Genomic DNA, 18,014 nt, shown 5'->3' with positions numbered 1-18,014 from the left:
ACCCGCCCCGCACGGGCCTTGCCACCACCCATGGCGTGCGTGACGATGGGAACGCCAATCGACGGGAGACATGATGCAGCTGGGAATGATCGGACTCGGACGCATGGGCGCGAACATCGTGCGTCGCCTGATGCGTGACGGACACGAATGCGTCGGGTTCGACGTCAACAGCGACGCGGTCGAGGCGATCGTCGCAGACGGCGCGGTCGGAGCCGCCGACCTGCAGGATTTCGTGTCGAAGCTGCAGACCCCCCGCGTGATCTGGCTGATGGTCCCGGCCGGGCTCACCGGCACCATCCTCGACCAGGTCGCCGACCTGGTCGACGAGGGCGACATCGTCATCGACGGCGGCAACTCCAACTACCGTGACGACGTACGCCGCGCCGCCGCGATGCGCGAGCGCGGCATCGAGTATGTCGATGCCGGCACGAGCGGCGGCGTGTTCGGCCTCGAGCGCGGGTACTGCCTCATGGTCGGCGGATCGGATGCCGCAGTGCAGCACATCGAACCGCTGCTGAAGACCATCTCGCCCGGCGTCGGCGAGATCGAGCGCACTCCCGGCCGCACCGGCGAGCTGGCGCCGGAGGAGCAGGGCTACCTGCACTGCGGCCCGGCCGGAGCGGGACACTTCGTGAAGATGGTGCACAACGGCATCGAATACGGCATCATGGCGGCGATCGCCGAGGGTCTCAACCTGCTCGAGAACGCCGACGCGGGAGTGCGCGAGGCCGAGCACTCCGCCGAGATCGCACCGCTCGAGGAGCCCGAGTTCTACCAGTTCCCCATCGACACCGCGAAGGTCACCGAGCTGTGGCGTCGCGGCTCGGTGATCTCGTCGTGGCTGCTCGATCTCACCGCGACCGCCCTGAACGAGAACCCCACCCTCGACGGCCTCGCCGGCCGGGTCTCCGACTCGGGCGAGGGCCGCTGGACGGTCAAGGCGGCGGTCGACGTGGGCGTGCCCGTGCCGGTGCTCTCGTCGGCCCTGTTCGAGCGCTTCGCCTCGCGCGGTGAGGACCACTTCGCGAACCAGGTGCTCTCGGCGATGCGGCTGCAGTTCGGCGGGCACAAGGAGCTTCCCGCTGGTGACGTTCTCGAGGCCGGTGGCCGCAAGTCGGAGTCGAACGACCGCGGGCAGTCTGACAGCGCGTGATCGATCCCGGCGCTCATTGAAGATGCCGGTCGAGAGGATCTCTCGACCGGCGTCTTCGTGCGGGAATGCGTCCCGTTCGACTTCAGGCGAATCGGTCTCCGTCTTCCGCTGCCCCTTCTTCGTCGGCGTGCTCGCGCACGGACGCGTCGTCGACCTGGGCCGGCGGGGTGTCCTGCAGGTAGGCGCGGTCGTCATTGGGGTCGCCGGTGCCGTCGTCCATGCCGTTCTCGAGCAGTTCTTCGTCGGTGGGCTCGTGTGCGGGTGTGTTGTCGCTCATGCTGACTCCTTCGATCGGTGGAGTCCACGATCGGGGTGCTCTGCGAGGGAGTCGAGAGGCTTGACAGCCCGTGGTGCATCGACGAGGGCCCGCCACCTCCGTCGACTGGGCCCGTATGGTCGCGTCAGGCGCGAGGAGGCGACCCTTCGGGACCTGCGGGATCGCGGGCGGCAGCCGAGGGGACGGTGCTTCCTCGCCGACTGGGCCCTTATGGTCGCGTCAGGCGCAGGGAGGGGACCCTTCGGGACCTGCGGGCGCGAGGGTGGCGGCCGAGGGGCATGCTCCCTCGTCGACTGGGCTCGTGTGGTCGCGCCAGGCAAGAGGAGGCGACCCTTCGGGACCAGCGGATGCCGAGGAACGCGCGAACCCGCGCGTCAGCCGAACAGCAGCGTGAGCGCGGTCACCCCGCCGCCGCCGACGATGAGCGCGACGATGGTGACCCAGGCGACAGCCCGAATGCGGCGGCTGCGGCGTTCACCGAGATCGCCGTAGTCCTCGTCGGTGTGCACGTTGGTCACGCGAGGGGCTCGGTGACGGTCGGGCCGAACACGGCCGGCAGCGTGCCGCGCGAGGTCTCGCGCAGCTCGTCGACCGAGAAGGTGAACACGTCCTGCACCTCGAGGGTCGGCTCGGTGTCGGTGACGCCGATGCGCAGCACGGGGTAGTCGCGTCCCTCGCACAGTCCGCGGAACTTCACGTCCTCCTCGCGGGGCACGGTCACGATCACGCGGCCGGCCGACTCCGAGAAGAGCGCGGTGGCGGCATCCACTCCGTCGCGCTCCATCAGCTCGGTGAGCCAGACGCGCGCGCCGACGCCGAAGCGCATGACGCCCTCGGCGAGGGCCTGGCCGAGGCCGCCCTCCGACAGGTCGTGGGCCGACGAGATCAACCACTCCTCGCGAGCCGCACCGAGCAGACCGGCAAGACGGCGCTCGCCGGCGAGGTCGACCTTGGGCGGCAGCCCGCCGAGGTGGTCGTGCACGACGTCGGCCCAGGCCGAGCCCGACAGCTCGGTCGAGGTCACGCCGAGCAGGTAGATGTTGTCGCCGGCATCCTGCCAGCCCGACGGGATGCGACGCGACACGTCGTCGATGATGCCGAGCACTCCGACCAACGGCGTCGGGTGGATCGGCACGTCGCCGGTCTGGTTGTAGAACGACACGTTGCCGCCGGTGACCGGGGTGCCCAGCTCGTAGCATCCGTCGGCCAGGCCGTCGACGGTCTGCCCGAACTGCCACATCACCTCAGGGTTCTCGGGGGAGCCGAAGTTGAGGCAGTCGGTGATCGCCGTGGGCGTGGCACCGGTGACGGCGACGTTGCGGTACGCCTCGGCGAGGGCGAGCTGCGCACCCGCGTACGGGTCGAGCTGGCAGTAGCGGCCGTTGGCGTCGGTCGAGACGGCGAAGCCGAGGCCCGACTCCTCGTCGACGCGCACCATGCCGGCGTCGTCGGGGAAGGCGAGGGCGGTGTTGCCGCCGACGTAGTAGTCGTACTGGTTGGTGATCCAGCTGGTGTCGGCGAGGTTCGGGGAGCCGAGCAGCTGCAGGAACTGCGCCCGCAGCACCTCGGGCTCGTTCGAGCGGGGAAGGTCTTCAGCGGCATCCGCCTGCAGCGCGTCGAGCCACGTCGGGTAGGCGACCGGGCGGTCGTAGACGGGGCCGTCGACGGCGACGGTCGACGGGTCGACGTCGACGATGCGCTCGCCCTGCCAGTCGATGATCAGCCGGCCGTCGCCGGTGACCTCGCCGAGCACGCTGGTCTCGACCTCCCACTTCGCCACGACCTCGAGGAACGCGTCGAGCTTCTCGGGCGCGACGATCGCCATCATGCGCTCCTGCGACTCGCTCATCAGGATCTCTTCGGCGGTGAGCGACGGGTCGCGCAGCAGCACGTTGTCGAGCGAGACGTGCATGCCGCTGTTGCCGTTGGCGGCCAGCTCGCTGGTGGCGCACGAGATGCCGGCGGCACCGAGGTCTTGAATGGCCTCGACGAGTTCGAGCGCGTACAGCTCGAGGCAGCACTCGATGAGCACCTTCTCGGCGAACGGGTCGCCGACCTGCACCGCGGGTCGTTTGGTCGGGCCGGTCTCGTCGAAGGAGTCGGATGCCAGGATCGACGCGCCACCGATGCCGTCGCCGCCCGTGCGGGCGCCGAACAGCACGACCTTGTTGCCGACGCCGGTGGCGTTGGCGAGCTTGAGGTCTTCGTGGCGGAGCACGCCGACCGCGAGCGCGTTGACGAGCGGGTTGGCCTGGTAGACGGCGTCGAAGACGGTCTCGCCGCCGATGTTCGGCAGGCCCAGGCAGTTGCCGTAGAAGCTGATGCCGCTGGTGACGCCGTGCACCACGCGCGGGGTGTCGGGGTGGTCGATGGCGCCGAAGCGCAGGGCATCCATCACCGCGACCGGGCGGGCGCCCATCGAGATGATGTCGCGCACGATGCCGCCGACGCCGGTCGCGGCGCCTTGGAACGGCTCGATGAAGCTGGGGTGATTGTGCGACTCGGCCTTGAAGGTGACGGCCCAGCCCTCGCCGACGTCGACGACGCCGGCGTTCTGGCCCATGCCGACCATAAGCCGTTCCTTCATCTCGTCGCTGACCTTCTGGCCGAAGCGGCGCAGGTAGTTCTTCGACGACTTGTACGAGCAGTGCTCAGACCACATCACCGAGTACATGGCGAGCTCGCCCGAGGTGGGGCGCCGACCGAGGATGGTCTTGATCTGCTCGTACTCGTCGGGCTTGAGCCCGAGGGCGGCGTAGGGTTGCTCCTTCTCAGGAGTCGCGATGGCGTTCTCGACCGAGTCGGGAACATGTGTGGTGGGGGTGTTCGGGGTGGTCACGCGCACTCCAAGAGAAAGGGGCCGGCGGGCAGGGCCAGTTTAGTTGCTATTTCCCTGTCTCATTTCGTGGCGGTGTCGGATGCCGCCCCCGCCCCCGCCCGCCCCGGCGCGCCGGCGCGCCCCGGCTCACCGGAGGTAGGCGAACGCGCGAGCGACGGATGCACCAGCGTAGTTCCGGCCTACCTCCGCGCGTTCTCCGACCTCCGACGAAGTGGCCGGAAGACGAAGACGAACCGGACTAGAGGTCGACCTTGCCGCTCTCACCGCCGTCGTACTGCTCGCCGGTGATCTTCGACTTCACGAAGCTGAACACGGTCGCGATGCGTCCGCCGGGGGTGTCCCAGTACTCCGCGGATTCCGCCGTGAAGCGCACGAGGCCCACGTCGGGGTCGTCGGGTCCGTCAGGGAACCATGCCTCGACGACCGGGTTCCACAGCTCGTCGATCTTGCTGCGGTCGTCGACCAGCCACGCCGTTCCGGAGAGCGAGACCCATGCGTCGTTCGAGCTCATCGAGACGTTCACGTCGGCATCGGCGGCGAGCTCTTCTGCGGGGGACGAGCTCTTCGAGATCAGGAACCACAGGTCGCCGTCGAACTCGGCCTCCTGCACGGTGAACGGCCGGGCGACGAGCTTGCCGTCGCCCTTGCGCGTCGTCAACATCGCGAAGCGGAAGTCCTTGATCAGCTCGGCGACCTTCTTGCGGTCATCGGTCGTGTCGGTCATCGCCTGCTCCTCCCTGCCGTCCGCGGGGTGCGGATGGCGTGAGACCCTTACGATGCCCGCGGCGCGCACGCGAGACGAGGGGGTTGAGATGCCGAGCGCGCTGGGTTACGCCGTCGTGCTCACAGCCGGATGTACGCCGCGCCCTCGAACTGCGCGTCGGTGAGCGCGACGATCGCGGCGGCGACGGTGCGGATGCCCGGCTGCAGGTCGTCTTCGGTGATCTCGTGCACGCGCATGCCGCCCTCGCACGCCTCGATCACGGCGCCTTCAGGCAGCTTGTCGATCGCGAGAGCGTCGGCGCCGCGCGTGACGCCGGTGATCGCCGGCCCGTTGACGATGATCCGGATGCGGTGCTCGGGCCGGTCCTTATGCAGGATGCGCGCCGAGTTGATCGAACGCGCGACGTCGGCGGGGTCGGCGGTGGCGTGGATGACGACGGTGCGGGATTCGGTCATACCGGCATCCTGCCACCGGATGCCGCCCCGCCGGCCGGCCCGAGAAACCACGTTCTGCATGAGCGACCACGCGTGCGCCGGTTTCTCGCCGGACCTGGTTTCTCAACGGGGTGTGGCCCGCAGGCGCGCCGCCAGGTACGGAGCGGTGCGGCTGCTGGATGCTGCCGCGACGGCATCCGGAGTTCCCGTCGCGACGATCCGCCCGCCCGCGTCGCCCCCCGACGGGCCGAGGTCGATGACCCAGTCGGCGTCCGCGACGACGTCCATGTCGTGCTCGACGACGACCACCGTGTCGCCGGCGTCGACGAGCGCGTGCAGCTGCGCGAGCAGCAGACGCACGTCGGCGGGGTGCAGCCCGGTCGTCGGCTCGTCGAGCAGGTAGAGGGTGTGCCCGCGGCGCACCCGCTGCAGCTCGGTGGCGAGCTTGATGCGCTGCGCCTCACCGCCCGACAGCTCGGTCGCCGGCTGGCCGAGGCGCAGGTACCCGAGGCCCACCTCGAGCAGCGCGCGCAGGCTGCGCGCGGCCGCGGGGATCTCGGAGAGCACCTCGGATGCCTGGGTGACGGTGAGCGCAAGCACGTCGGCGATCGAGTGGCCGTGCCAGCGCACCTCGAGCGTCTCGTCGTTGTACCTGGCACCGTGGCAGGTCGGGCAGCGGCCGTAGCTGCCGGGCAGGAACAGCAGCTCGACGGCGACGAAGCCCTCGCCCTGGCAGGTCTCGCAGCGCCCACCGGGCACGTTGAACGAGAACCGGCCGGCCGAGTACCCGCGCTCGCGGGCGCGGTCGGTGCGCGCGAACGCCGTGCGCACCGCATCGAACAGCCCGGTGTAGGTGGCGAGGTTCGAGCGCGGCGTGCGGCCGATGGGCTTCTGATCGACGCGCACCAGACGGTCGACGAGCTGCAGACCCTCGGTGCCTCCCACGCTGAGCGTGTCGACGTCCGACGGCGCGGTCGCCTCCGCGATCCCCGGCTCGTCGGGGCCAGTCTCGTCTTCTGCGGTGTCGGCGGCATCGGCATCCGGATGCAGGTGATCGCGCACCACCTCGTGCAGCACCCGGCTGACGAGGGTCGACTTGCCCGAGCCCGAGACGCCGGTCACGGCGACGAGCGTCTGCAGCGGGACGGCGACGTCGACGTCGTCGAGGTTGTGCAGCCGGATGCCGTCGACGCGCAGCCACCCGGCCGCATCGCGACGCTCGCGCGGGGCTGCGTGCTCGCCCTGTGCGGAGGGGAAGAGGAAGGGGCGGGTGAGGCTGGCATCCACCTTCTCGAGCCCGTCGACGGGACCGCTGTAGAGCACCTCGCCGCCGCCCTCGCCGGCGGCGGGGCCGACGTCGACGATCCAGTCGGCGCGACGGACGACGTCCATGTTGTGCTCGACGACGAACACCGAGTTGCCCGAGCGCTTGAGCTGTTCGAGCACCTCGAGCAGTGGCTCGGCGTCGGCGGGGTGCAGGCCTGCCGAGGGCTCGTCGAGCACGTAGACGACTCCGAAGAGCCCCGAGCGCAGCTGGGTGGCCAGGCGCAGGCGCTGCATCTCACCGGGCGAGAGGGTGGTGGTCACCCGGCCGAGGCCGAGGTAGCCGAGGCCCAGGTCGCAGAGCACCCCGATGCGGGCGCGAAGGTCGACGGCGATCGCGACGGCCACGTCGGTGCGCTCGCCGCTGGTCGCGGTGGGCAGCGCCGGGCCGGGGTCGGTGATCTCGGTGGTGGGGCGCAGCACCTCGGCCAGCTCGGTCATCGGCAGGGCGTTCAGCTCGGCGATCGAGCGCCCCGCGAAGGTCACCGCGAGCGCTTCGCGGCGCAGGCCGGTGCCGTGGCAGAGCGGGCACGGCCCGGTGCGCATGAAGCGCAGCACCTTGGCGCGCATCATCGCGCTCTGCGAATCGGCGAGGGTGTGGAAGACGTACTTCTTCGCGCTCCAGAAGCGGCCGTTGTAGGGCTTCTCGATGCGGTCGCGCTGCGGGATGATCTGCACCACCGGCTGCTCATCGGTGAACAGCAGCCAGTCGCGGTCAGCGCGCGGCAGGTCGCGCCAGGGGCGGTCGACGTCGTAGCCGAGCGTGATGGCGATGTCGCGCAGGTTCTTGCCCTGCCAGGCGCCGGGCCAGGCGGCGATCGCGCCGCCGCGGATGCTGAGCGTCGGGTCAGGCACGAGCGATTCCTCGGTGACGTCGTGCACGACGCCCACGCCGTGGCAGCGCGGACAGGCTCCGGCGGCGGTGCTGGGTGAGAAGGCGTCGGAGTCGAGGCGCTCGGTGACGCCGTCGGGGTAGGTGCCGGCGCGCGAGAGCAGCATGCGCAGCGAGTTCGACAGCGTGGTGACCGTGCCGACGCTGGAGCGCGAGCTGGGCGCGCCGCGCCGCTGCTGCAGTGCCACTGCCGGCGGCAGGCCGGTGATCGAGTCGACGTGCGGGTCGTGGCCCTGCTGGATCAGGCGCCGGGCGTACGGGGCCACCGACTCGAGGTAGCGGCGCTGCGCCTCGGTGAAGATCGTGCCGAACGCGAGCGATGACTTGCCCGAGCCCGAGACGCCGGTGAAGGCGACGATGCGGTCGCGTGGCATGTCGACGTCGACGCCGCGGAGATTGTTCTCGTGGGCGCCGCGGACGCGGACGAACGGATCGGCGGCCGGTGAGGTGTCGAGCATCCGGCCGAGTCTAGTGACCGGGGATCAGCGCGGCGTTGAGCCGTCAGAACGGGATGGTCAACGAGCCGTCGGCCGCCCGTGTGATGACCTTCTTGTCGATCAGTCGATCGATGACGGCGGGAGCGTCAATGGGCTGGGAGCCATCGTCCATCGGCCCGTCGCGGTCAGGGTCGTACCGGTATGCCGCTTCCAGACGCGCACGAGGCACGGGCCCGCCGAGTTCCCGCGACAGTCGCACGAGCGTGCCCGCGACATCCCCTTCGTCCGGCGCCAAGCGCGTGAACTTCTGCAGTACGCCGCGCAACTGTCCGACCGCGGCAGCCAGAGGCAGAAATGCTTGACCGGTCAAGATCGATGCGAGGCCGACCAGCAGCTGCCAGAGCGCGTCCTTGCGGAGTTCGGTGGTGTTGATGTGCCACCGCTCGTCGGGCGTGACCATCTCCAAGACAGGGGAATCGCCGCGCCAGTATGAGTGCAGAGGGGCCGGTTCTACGGTGATGCCCTCGATGGGCAGCGCACGGGCCTCGCCGAACAGCGCCTCGACATCATGGGACGTGAGTCGGCTCGCCAGGTCGGGGTCGATGAGCTTGAGCGCTGCCGGGAGATCTCGTTTTGAGAAGCTGGTCACGAGCGACACTGTAGCGACGATCCCCGCCGTCAGGTACGGACACGGCAGAATCACGCGCGCCCGAGTGCTGCAGGTGAGGGGGAAGCGCGTGGGTGGCGAGATCAGGCTTCGCGCCGGCCGATGGCCCTCACCGCAGCCCCGCCCGTGCGAACAGACGCAGGTCGTCGGATGCGGTCGCCGGATGCTGGCGCCGCAGCGCTTCCCCCAGCAGGTCGAGCACCCGCTGCGGGTGGAACGTGACGTGCGCGATGTCGCGTTCGGTGAACGCGAGGCGGGTGGAGGACTGCCAGCCGCACACCTCGAGACCGAACGCGATCGCGTGCCAGCGCTCAACGAGTGGCGTGCCGTCGGCGACGGCGAGCAGCAGCAGGGCCGCGGCGTCGGATTCGGCGTCGCTGAGCTTGCGATACAGCCCGCGCGCGATCAGCTGCAGTTGCGCGCGGGCGTCGCCGAGGGCCTTCTTCGCCGCGGCGCTGAGCAGCAGGCGTCCCTTCTGCACGCGCACCAGACCGAGCCGCTGGGCGGCGTCGCGCAGCTCGGAGATCGGCGGGGTGAGATCCTCTCGGTTGCCCGCGCCCATCCAGTCGTCGAGCAGGCCCAGTTCGGTCATGCCGGCGAGCACGGTGGCGGGTGGCATCCATCCCGCGGCGGTGAGGGCGAGGCCGTCGGGGCCGACGGCCTCCATCAGCCAGGTGAAGGGGCGCACGATGCGCGCCGCGGTCTCGTCGTCGAACTCGAGCGGCTCGAGCGGCTCGAGTACGCCGGTGCGGTGCAGGTGCTGGCGCAGCTCGGAGCGGATCGGCGGCGGCAGCTGCGCCGCCAGTTCGACGATCGGCGACGCGTCGGTGACGTCTCCCGGGCGGCGCAACTCGTCGCTCTTCACCAGACCCGACATGTCGTACGGCGAGAGCCCCGACCCCTGTGGGTTGAACATAAGATTCAGCTCACTCTGCACTCCGACCAGGTCGAACGCGCCGGGCGAGAGCGGCGCCCACGGGCCGACGGTCGCGCGCACCCAGCCGGTGACCTCACGGTGCTCCAGATGCTGCGGATCGGCCAGCGCGGCGAGCTTGTCGCGGTATCCGTGCGTGCCGCCGGCGTCTTCGAACGGCCCGCGGTTCGCCCCGTCGAGCAGCACCACGGGCGCGAGCAGCGGGGCATCCGGCCGGCGCTCGACGACATCGAGGCGGTGCACCCAGCCGTCGCCGAAGTCGTACTCGTACCAGAGGGTGCCGAGGTTCGAGAGAACCTGGTCGACGGTGGCCGCGTCTTCCGACAGGGCCCCGTTCTCAGCAGCGAAGTCGGGCGACTCCCAGCGCCGCCCCTGCGTTGACGGCCGGTCGGGGTCGGCATCGGTGAACGCGTGCAGGTGCGATTCGCGCCACCCCATGATCGTCTGCAGGGCGATGTGCAGTGAGCGCTGTGGCATCCGCCCGTCGATGTCGAACTCGCGCCAGATCTCGGGTTCGCTGTCGACGAGGGCGACGCGCCGGCGGTACCGGGTCATGAGGTCAGCGTACGGGCGGGGTACGACAGCGGGCCCCGGCGCGGTGGCCCGCCCGCGAGAAGTGACGTCTCGCCGGGATGGGGTGGTGGCGTCCTCGCAAGGTGGCCTGTCGCGGAGCCGCGCGGCGGAGTAGCATCCGGCGATGTGAGGAGTGCTCCTCGCATCATCTCGATCGTCAGCGTGCGCCCCGCGGGACGCGGATCGGAGACAGCCATGCCTGTCCGTTTTGCAGACCTCGTCCGCGAGTCGAGCCGCGAGCTCAGCCTTCGCGAGCTGCTCGAGCAGCCGGTCACCGAGTTGATCGGTGTGAGTGCGGCGGCAGCATCCGCCCTCTCGTCCCTCACGATCGGATCGATCTTCGACCTCGGCACCTCGTCGGTGTTCGCCCGCGCGTCGGCCGCTCTCGCCGCGGCCGACTCCGATGTGCAGCTCGTGCCGCAGGACATCCTCGGCACGTCGGGAGCGGGAGTGCCGCCCGAGGATGTGCCCGGTCTGCCCCTCGGACGGCTGCACGGGGTGTCGCAGGCCGTCGCCTTGGCCCTCACCGCAGCGCTGTCGGTCAGCACGATCCGCGAGCTCGCGCTGTGGCCGCCACGACGCGTCGCGCACGAGATGGTCGGCGTCGCGCTCGGCACCGATCTCGGCAACACCGAAGAGCGAGCCGCCGAAGAGCTGCGCCCCGCGTTCGGGGACTACCCGACCGAGCGCGTCTACTACGACACGCTCTTCATGCTCGGAACGGATGCCGCCCAGGCTCAGCAGCCGCTCTCCGCGCCTCTCTCGCTCGCGAAACTGGCCGGCGGGGGACTCGCCTTCGGTGCGCCGGCGATCGGGGCGATAGCCACCTACGCGCAGTCGTGGTTCGCGCAGGGACTCACTCTCGGGCACATGGTCCACTCCCTCGCGCTCGCACCCGGCGAGGCGACCCGGCTCGCGGTCATGGACTGGACCCGCAAGACCACGACGACGGCGAGCGAGTCGGTCGACGAGGGGGAGCGCCTGTCGAACGCGACGAACCATGTGCGCGCGATCAGCGAAGTGCAGAACGCGGTGGCCGAAGAGATGCAGGAGGGCGGGTCGATCGCCACCGGATGGTCGAAGTCGTCGAGCAAGTCGAAGGGCTTCGCGGCCAGTGTCGGCGGAGGCATCGCGGGCATGGCCGGTGCGATCGGCGGCGCGCTCGGCTTCGGCGGTGGCGGCTCGTACACGAGCCAGTCATCCGAGACGCAGTCCGAGGCGACGAGCGCATCGTGGTCGGTGGGGTCGCGCTCGGTGCTCGCCGAGATGAATCAGCGGGTCAACGACCGCACCGAGCAGTTCGCGACCTCAGTGCGCAACCGCCGAGCGACAGCCGTGCGAGAGGTCTCGCAGTCCGAGCACGAGCAGGTCAGCACCCGGATCGTCGCGAACTACAACCACATGCACGCGCTCACCGTGCAGTACTACGAGGTCGTGCAGATCTACCGGGTCACGGTGCAGCTGAACCGGTTCGACCGGGCGCTGTTCCTGCCGTTCGAGCTGCTGGATTTCAGCACGGCATCCGATGCTGATCTCGTCGCGCGCTTCCGCGGCGAACTGCTCGCCGGCGCGCTCACGCCGCGCGCGGCGGATCTGCTGATCGACGACCGCGGGCGCATCGAGGTGCACAGTGCCGTGCGGGTGCCGAGGCCGATCACGGTCGCCGACCTGGCGGTGGCGCCGGCGGCGGCCGCCGCGACGGCACGGATGGCGATGCGGCGGGTGGGCGACGACGCTCCCCTTCCCGACGATCCGCCCGACGTGCCGCCGGTGGATGACCCGCGGCAGCCGACGCGCGTGGTGACCCGATTCACCGTCGTGCGTCCCGGGCCGATCGCCGAGGTCATCCCCGGTGACGCGAGCATCACCTCGATCGCGTTCGACGATGTCGTCGTCGATCGCGTGCGACTCGACCAGCCGGGGGTCGCCGCCGAGGCGAGCACGTTCATGGTGGCGGCGGGCACGGGGCAGGTCGACTTTCCGCAGGGTGTCGCCGCGCGCAGCATCGACGCGATCCACGTGGCCCGCGACTCGGCCGCCGCGGGTGAGGGGTCGATGGTCATCCGGTACGAATCCGACGGGCAGCAGTCGCTCGCCGTCGTGCCGATCGCCGTGCTGGCGACGAGCGCGATGCAGAAGGTCTGCTTCCTGCGGGGGGATGCCGTGGGGCGCCGCGCCGAGCTGCTCGCCCACCTGCAGGCGAACCGCAGCCACTACACCCGCGTCGTTCTGGGGCGTCTGGATGCGGCATCCCTCGCTCTGCTGCTCGCCGATGTGTCGTGGCTGGGCAAACCGCTCGCCGATCAGGTCGAGCCGAATCCGATCGCCGTGTCGGGCAACTACCTGGTGCTGCGCGCGCCCGCCGAAGACGGCGACGCCAGCGGGCTCGCGCAGTACGCGACCTGGCGCGATCTGCTGCGCGACCGCGGGATCGACTTCGGCACCCAGTCGACCCGGCTCGTGCCCATCCCCACGGCCGGCGTCTTCGCCGAGGCGGTGCTCGGGCGCTCGAACGCGGCCGAGAAGCTCGACATCACCCGGTTCTGGAACTGGCAGGACTCGCCGATCCCGCTGCAGCCGCCCGAGATCTCTCCGGTCGGGACCGGATCGCGTGGAACGACGGATGATCTGAAGCCCGGGCAGCTGAGTGCACCGGTGCTGGGCATCTCGGCACCCACTGTGCTGCCCGAACCCGCGGGGCTCTCGGCGGCGCTCAGCGCGCTGGCGAACGGAAGCATGTTCCGCGACATGGCCGGCCTCGCCGGCACGCAGGACGTGGCGAAGGATGCATCCGCCGGCACCCTCAACGCCGCCACAGAGGCGGGTCGCATCGCGAGCACGAACTTCCAGGCCGCGACCACCCAGGCCACCGAGATGGGCAAGGCCGCCGCGAACATGTTCACCGCGATCAAGTCGGGCGAGGCAGCCAAGGGGCGTGAGGCGGGCATCTCGGGCGACGGCGCGCGCATCAACCACGGCCGCGACATGGACGAGCGGGGAGTGACGACGCGCGGCGGCTCCGGTGGCGTCTCATCCGGCGCGGGCGGCTCGTCGGCCGAGTCGGGGGCATCCACAGATCCCTCCGCTGGCACGGGCACGGTGGATGCGGCATCCGACGGCTCGGGCGGCACTGATTTCATGCCGGGGCCGAGCGGCTTCGCGCGCGAGCTCGCCTTCGCCGATGACGCCTCGTCGGTCTCCCCCGACCGGCTGGGCGCCACGACCTCCGCACTGGGTGTGCCGATGATGCTGGCCGACTTCAAGACCCGTGGATCGAGCACGTCGATCCGCTCGTCGAAGACGCTGCTGCTGAAGACCCTCCGCGACGATGCGCTGAAGGCCGGGATCGCGCTGCGTGGCGTGACCCTGCGCGATCTCGCGACGCACCCGAACGGCAAGGCCTACGCGGGCGTCGAGTTCGGTGCGTGGACCGACGACCCGAAGAACATCTACGTCAACCTCTCGGCCCTGCAGAAGATGATCGCCGACGCGGTGGCGAACGGCGTTCCTCTCGCCGATGCCGAGGACTTCGTACGCGGTGCGGGGGTGCTCACCCTGCGCCACGAGACTCAACACACCGCCCATTTCGCGACGCTCACCTCTCGGGCGCCGACCTTCGCGCAGATGATCACGTTCGAGGCGGCCGCGTACAAGGGCGATGTCACCTGGCTGAGTGCTCAGGCCAACAAAGACCTGCTCACGAACACGTTCGGCTGGGATGCTGCGGCGCTCGCCGATGCGACCACCTCGAGCGGCACGCGCAAGGCGGCGTTCGACGCGTTCGCGGCCGACGCCGCGTTGAGCGATGAGGCGAAGCGCCGTGATGCGCTCAAGGCCGGAGCGAACGGAGAGGCCTTCCTGCCAGACGAGATCCTGGTGGGAGGCAAGAAGAAGAAGGACTACGTCGCGCGGCAGCTGTATCGCTGAGGGGCGGCATTCTTCTTGGGCTGGCGCCGGATGCCTGACGCCGGCGTCAACGACCGGCCGCGCCCGGACGTGGTGGGGCGGGCGTGGAACCGGCGCGGGCGAGGGAGCGTTCGCGCCGTGTCTGCACGCGGTACTCGAGCGCGACCGGCGACACCGGGCGGTCGACAGCGAACGCGCCGGTGCGCACGATGTCGGCGCCCAGTTCGGTCAGCGCTTCGGCGATCCGGTCGACCCGCTCAGGCGATGACTGCTCGGGGCGGGCGGTGTGCGCCCGCTGCAGCATCGATCCGATCGTGTGCACATCGGCGATCGATGTGCGGGCTCTGCCCTGTACGTCGAAACCCGGGGTGACGACCGTGGCATCCGGATGCGAGTAGAAAACGCACGTGTCGATGTACGGCAGCTCACCCACGCGGGGAGCCAGGTACGCGTGCAGGCGGGAGGCACCGAGGCGAACCTGGCGAGCCGGTGATGCCGGCCCAGCCTCGATCCGCAGGCCGATCGATGCGTCGTCGCGCTGACGAAGATGCACGGCGAACGGCGGAGTCAGCTTCTTCTCGTCGAGCAGCGCCGCGAGCGGAGCGGCCAGCTGCGACGGCCGGGTGCCGTCGAAGACCAAGCCGTTCCAGTACTTGCTGTCTATGACGAGCACGGTGTTGTCGGTGACGACGACGTGGTCGATCTGCGCGCAGAACGCGCGCTCTTCCGAGACGACCGCGAAGACGACGTTGGTCGCGACGATGGCGTTCAGCGACGCGGCCTCGCAGGCCTTCACCAGCGTTTCGCGGGAGTTGAGCTCCCACCGCATGCCGCGCGCGGCGAGGTGCATCGCCCGGTCGCGCAGCGCGTCGCTGGCGGCTTGCCCTGCTTGCAGCGCCAGGACGTGCTGATGGTGCTCGGCGGCGACACCGGCGAGGTGCTGCTGATGCAGCCGCGCATCGTCAGCGCGCTGCGCCTTCCACTTCCGGCGCTGCCGCCGGTGCACGAGCAGCACCAGCACCAGCAGCAGAACGAGGGCCAGTCCCACACCGTACGTCGTCGTCGTATCCACGCCCTGAGTAAAGCAGCAAACGCCGGCGTTCTCCGACCGTTTGTCGACACGCGTAGATCTCGCCCGGTTGACTGCCCTCGTGCATCCCGACACCGCTGTCAATTCTTCTGCCGCGCCGAGGCCCGCCTGGGTCTCTCTGATCGTCGGCGTCGCGATAGCCGTTCTCATGCTCTTCCCGTCGTGGGTGGGCGGCGGCCGGCTGCCGCTGCAGAACCTGTGGCACGAGGAGACTGAGACTTCCGACATGCCGTCCTCGCTGCTGCCGCTGAGCCAGTACGACGCGCTGAGCATCTTCGCCATGGTGTTTGCGCTGGGTGCCCGCCGTGATCGTCGCGGCCGCGCTGATCTGGTGCGGGGTGCGTCCGCTCTCGCGGCTGGTCGTGTGGGCGGTCGGTCTGTTCACGCTCTGGATGCTGCCCGCGGTGTTCACGGCCATCAGCTCTGCCCTCGGGATGCGCGTGCTCGACGGCGACCTGCGCGAGATGGCCCAGGTCGCGGGGCAGATCTTCTTGATGGCGCTGGAGGTGGAGGTGCTGCCGGTGGGGGTGGCGCTGGTGATTGCGGTGGTGGGGACCGTGGTGCGCTGGAAGATCACTGCCTCCCCGATCGTTGAGCGAGCGGAGCAAGTCGAAACGTCGTGGCACTGTCTCTTAGCGGCACCGCCCTGATGCCTCTACCCTCGCGTACTCTCATCCCTATGTCCCGTCGCCCTCGACGTCTCCGAGAGAAGCCGCACCCGTAACGGGCTGCGGCGGCTCTCTTGTTTCGTTCATTCACGACAGGAGACCGTCATGCCCGAAATCAACTGGACCAACGACGAATTGCGCACCTTCCTCACGGCGCTGCGCGCCAGTGGCATCTTCAACGTCGGTGAGGAGGACCTCGACCGCGACGGCTTCCGTCGTCAGGCGCTTCGCTGCATCGTTCCAGAGATCCGACGCCGCGTGCTCGCCGAGGTGGGCGCGCCGATCGATCCGCACGGAGCCGCGGCCGTCGTTCTCGAGGTGGTGAAGGACACCGCGTGGGATGCCGAGCACACCTGGCTCATGGTGACCGAAGACCCGTGGGGCTACCTCACCGACGTCGTCTCGGCGGAGATTCGCCGCGCGTATCGCAAGGCCGTGCAGCCCGCCGGAAACGCGAAGGCGCTTAGGGGCATCGAGGCGGCGAGCTCGCGGCTGGGGATCGACGCGGGAGGGGATGCCTGACCCCGTCTCTCCAACCTCGCGCGGGCTCGACGATGAAAGCTGCTATTCGTATGAGGTGGGGCAGTGCTCTCCAGGTGTTTGATCGTGTTGACCGATCTGCTGGACGAACTACGGCTCTTGGCTGCTCTCGAGGTCGAAGGGAAGCACAGGGATCGCAGACCCACCGTTGGCACTTGAATCTGCGGTCCCCATCAGTGCATCAAGCCAGCCTGAATGATCGTCGAATGTTGCAAAGTGCTCGCCCTCTAGCCATATCACGTAGGGAGCTCCACGATTCGTGAACCAGCTCCATGCCCAGAAGTCAACGGGTGGCTTGTGATTTAGCGCCAGGACGAGTTCAACGGACTCCCCAAGGAGGTATTGGTTTCGATAAGCGTACTCCTCCAGCTGCGCCCAACCAGATCTAACCTGGGACGCGAGGTTCGACGCAGTCCAGGTCTTTGCCTCGAAGAGAAGATGGCGGAACTTACCATCGAACGCATGAAGGTCATATCCGCCGGGCTGTTCATCGACGTCGTAGCCCCTGTGCTTCAGTGCTTTAGCCAATGTGTTAAGCACACGCCGGTGCCCGCGGGTAGCACTTTCGAGCAAACGCCTGCGTTGTTCAGGATCTCCTTCTTTTCCTGCCTGTTGAATGACTATAGTGAGGTCAGCTTCGACATAGTCGAGCGGTGCTGCAAGTGACGCTTTATGGACGAAGTTGAGCGGAAGGATATCTCTTGCGTCTTGTGGGGGTTCCGAGGCAGCGATACTGGCAGTCTGTTGATTGACGGATATTTCGGCAACTGGGGCGCCCTCGAAAATGGTTAGAAAGCGTTCATCATCGAGGGCGAGAAGCTTTTGAAGTCGTACGGCTGAATTGCCGCTTCCCTCCTCCGACCAGTAGGCGCTTCCCCCGAAGAGCACAGTCGCAAAGTCATTGGCAGGCACACGAACACCCGGATCGCGGAGCAGATCAGCGAGACTGTCAACCGTGGGTTCAATCGACCAGTACCCCAGGGAACCGCTCGAGTCTGCTGCCCTTCGCAGCAACTTTGGTCGATGACCCGCGTTGGTTGGGGCCCAAGCGGGAACCCCATTGCCCTTCTTCTCTGGGTTGAAGCACTTCGCATCGACCTGCGATAGCCCGCATTGGCCTGTCAACTGATCACGAAATCTGCAATCAAACCTATGCTCCGCGATATAATCCGCAGATTGAAGATATAGCGGGGTAAGCGGAGCGTTGCATCCGATGCCACCTTGGATATCGAACGAGTTTCGCCAGTTGTTGACTGCAGGCGATCGCCCTTTAAAGCTTTCCGTGAACGGCTTGTAGATCGGTCCGGAGGCCGTGCTCGGAAGGAACTCTTCCTTCTTCTCCCATGTGGGATCACACACCTCCAATTGAAGTTGGCTGGTTGTTGTCGGCTCTCCATCCGAAGTAACCATGAAGCGAGACGGATCATGACGATGGAGCATCACCGCGATCGCTACGCCAAAATTCGGCCCAAGCGGACGAGTTTGCGAATTGCCGAAACTTGCGAGACGCGTGACCGCGTCACGAAAATCGCCAACTTCCTTGGTAGCGAGGCTCAT

At 68.7% G+C, this 18,014-nt stretch carries 14 protein-coding genes; 4 read left to right on the top strand and 10 right to left on the bottom strand.

The window, feature by feature from the left end; translation table 11 throughout:
- Positions 1-70: 70 nt before the first annotated feature.
- Positions 71-1,153: a phosphogluconate dehydrogenase (NAD(+)-dependent, decarboxylating) gene (gene gnd / locus ACWGSM_RS04010; RefSeq protein ID WP_452321681.1), complete on the top strand. Its 1,083-nt coding sequence runs from the start codon at positions 71-73 to the stop codon at positions 1,151-1,153.
- Between the two features lie 82 nt (positions 1,154-1,235).
- Here gnd and ACWGSM_RS04005 read toward each other — a convergent pair whose 3' ends face one another.
- From ACWGSM_RS04005 to ACWGSM_RS03970, 8 genes are all read right to left on the bottom strand, one after another.
- Positions 1,236-1,430 (bottom strand): hypothetical protein, encoded by a 195-nt coding sequence (locus ACWGSM_RS04005; protein ID WP_452321680.1) that lies wholly within the window; start codon positions 1,428-1,430, stop codon positions 1,236-1,238.
- A 374-nt stretch (positions 1,431-1,804) separates the two neighbouring features.
- Entirely contained in the window at positions 1,805-1,948 is a 144-nt protein-coding gene (locus tag ACWGSM_RS04000) for a hypothetical protein (protein ID WP_452321679.1), read from the bottom strand.
- Positions 1,945-4,269: a phosphoribosylformylglycinamidine synthase subunit PurL gene (purL, locus tag ACWGSM_RS03995; RefSeq protein ID WP_452321678.1), complete on the bottom strand. Its 2,325-nt coding sequence runs from the start codon at positions 4,267-4,269 to the stop codon at positions 1,945-1,947. Before purL ends, ACWGSM_RS04000 begins: the two co-directional genes overlap by 4 nt.
- Before the next feature lie 238 nt (positions 4,270-4,507).
- Positions 4,508-4,993 (bottom strand): pyridoxamine 5'-phosphate oxidase family protein, encoded by a 486-nt coding sequence (locus ACWGSM_RS03990; RefSeq protein WP_452321677.1) that lies wholly within the window; start codon positions 4,991-4,993, stop codon positions 4,508-4,510.
- 119 nt (positions 4,994-5,112) lie between these two features.
- Positions 5,113-5,448 carry a DsrE family protein gene (locus ACWGSM_RS03985; protein WP_452321676.1) on the bottom strand — a complete coding sequence of 112 codons (336 nt, stop codon included), beginning with the start codon at positions 5,446-5,448 and terminating at the stop codon, positions 5,113-5,115.
- A 102-nt stretch (positions 5,449-5,550) separates the two neighbouring features.
- Complete coding sequence (locus tag ACWGSM_RS03980; protein WP_452321675.1) at positions 5,551-8,100, bottom strand: ABC transporter; 2,550 nt, start codon at positions 8,098-8,100, stop codon at positions 5,551-5,553.
- Positions 8,101-8,143: 43 nt separating this feature from the next.
- Entirely contained in the window at positions 8,144-8,728 is a 585-nt protein-coding gene (locus ACWGSM_RS03975) for a hypothetical protein (protein WP_452321674.1), read from the bottom strand.
- Between the two features lie 127 nt (positions 8,729-8,855).
- On the bottom strand, positions 8,856-10,235 hold the full coding sequence (locus ACWGSM_RS03970; protein WP_452321673.1) for a plasmid pRiA4b ORF-3 family protein: 1,380 nt from the start codon (positions 10,233-10,235) through the stop codon (positions 8,856-8,858).
- 213 nt (positions 10,236-10,448) lie between these two features.
- On the opposite strand from ACWGSM_RS03970, the gene ACWGSM_RS03965 reads away from it, so the two are divergent.
- Positions 10,449-14,180, top strand: coding sequence for a hypothetical protein (locus tag ACWGSM_RS03965; RefSeq protein ID WP_452321672.1), 3,732 nt, complete (start codon positions 10,449-10,451; stop codon positions 14,178-14,180).
- 46 nt (positions 14,181-14,226) lie between these two features.
- Here the strand turns inward: ACWGSM_RS03965 and ACWGSM_RS03960 are convergent, their stop codons facing one another.
- A complete protein-coding gene (locus ACWGSM_RS03960; protein ID WP_452321671.1) occupies positions 14,227-15,231 on the bottom strand; it encodes a nuclease-related domain-containing protein in 1,005 nt (334 codons plus the stop codon).
- 323 nt (positions 15,232-15,554) lie between these two features.
- On the opposite strand from ACWGSM_RS03960, the gene ACWGSM_RS03955 reads away from it, so the two are divergent.
- Positions 15,555-15,899: a hypothetical protein gene (locus tag ACWGSM_RS03955; RefSeq protein ID WP_452321670.1), complete on the top strand. Its 345-nt coding sequence runs from the start codon at positions 15,555-15,557 to the stop codon at positions 15,897-15,899.
- A gap of 123 nt (positions 15,900-16,022) precedes the next feature.
- Positions 16,023-16,439 carry a hypothetical protein gene (locus ACWGSM_RS03950; protein WP_452321669.1) on the top strand — a complete coding sequence of 139 codons (417 nt, stop codon included), beginning with the start codon at positions 16,023-16,025 and terminating at the stop codon, positions 16,437-16,439.
- A 108-nt stretch (positions 16,440-16,547) separates the two neighbouring features.
- Here ACWGSM_RS03950 and ACWGSM_RS03945 read toward each other — a convergent pair whose 3' ends face one another.
- Complete coding sequence (locus ACWGSM_RS03945) at positions 16,548-18,014, bottom strand: hypothetical protein (RefSeq protein WP_452321668.1); 1,467 nt, start codon at positions 18,012-18,014, stop codon at positions 16,548-16,550.

The sequence above is a fragment of the Microbacterium sp. NPDC055521 genome (assembly GCF_053619695.1).
The sequence above is the reverse complement of the archived record's forward strand: the minus strand, read 5'-3'. Positions and strand labels throughout refer to the sequence as shown.

What these genes read in the sequence shown, in the direction of transcription:
- ACWGSM_RS03970 (WP_452321673.1), bottom strand. Translation starts at nt 10,235, where the DNA reads ATGACCCGGTACCGCCGGCGCGTCGCCCTCGTCGACAGCGAACCCGAG.
- ACWGSM_RS03965 (WP_452321672.1), top strand. Translation starts at nt 10,449, where the DNA reads ATGCCTGTCCGTTTTGCAGACCTCGTCCGCGAGTCGAGCCGCGAGCTC.
- ACWGSM_RS03950 (WP_452321669.1), top strand. Translation starts at nt 16,023, where the DNA reads ATGCCCGAAATCAACTGGACCAACGACGAATTGCGCACCTTCCTCACG.
- ACWGSM_RS04005 (WP_452321680.1), bottom strand. Translation starts at nt 1,430, where the DNA reads ATGAGCGACAACACACCCGCACACGAGCCCACCGACGAAGAACTGCTC.
- ACWGSM_RS03990 (WP_452321677.1), bottom strand. Translation starts at nt 4,993, where the DNA reads ATGACCGACACGACCGATGACCGCAAGAAGGTCGCCGAGCTGATCAAG.
- gnd (WP_452321681.1), top strand. Translation starts at nt 71, where the DNA reads ATGATGCAGCTGGGAATGATCGGACTCGGACGCATGGGCGCGAACATC.
- ACWGSM_RS03985 (WP_452321676.1), bottom strand. Translation starts at nt 5,448, where the DNA reads ATGACCGAATCCCGCACCGTCGTCATCCACGCCACCGCCGACCCCGCC.
- ACWGSM_RS03980 (WP_452321675.1), bottom strand. Translation starts at nt 8,100, where the DNA reads ATGCTCGACACCTCACCGGCCGCCGATCCGTTCGTCCGCGTCCGCGGC.
- ACWGSM_RS03945 (WP_452321668.1), bottom strand. Translation starts at nt 18,014, where the DNA reads ATGAGCCTCGCTACCAAGGAAGTTGGCGATTTTCGTGACGCGGTCACG.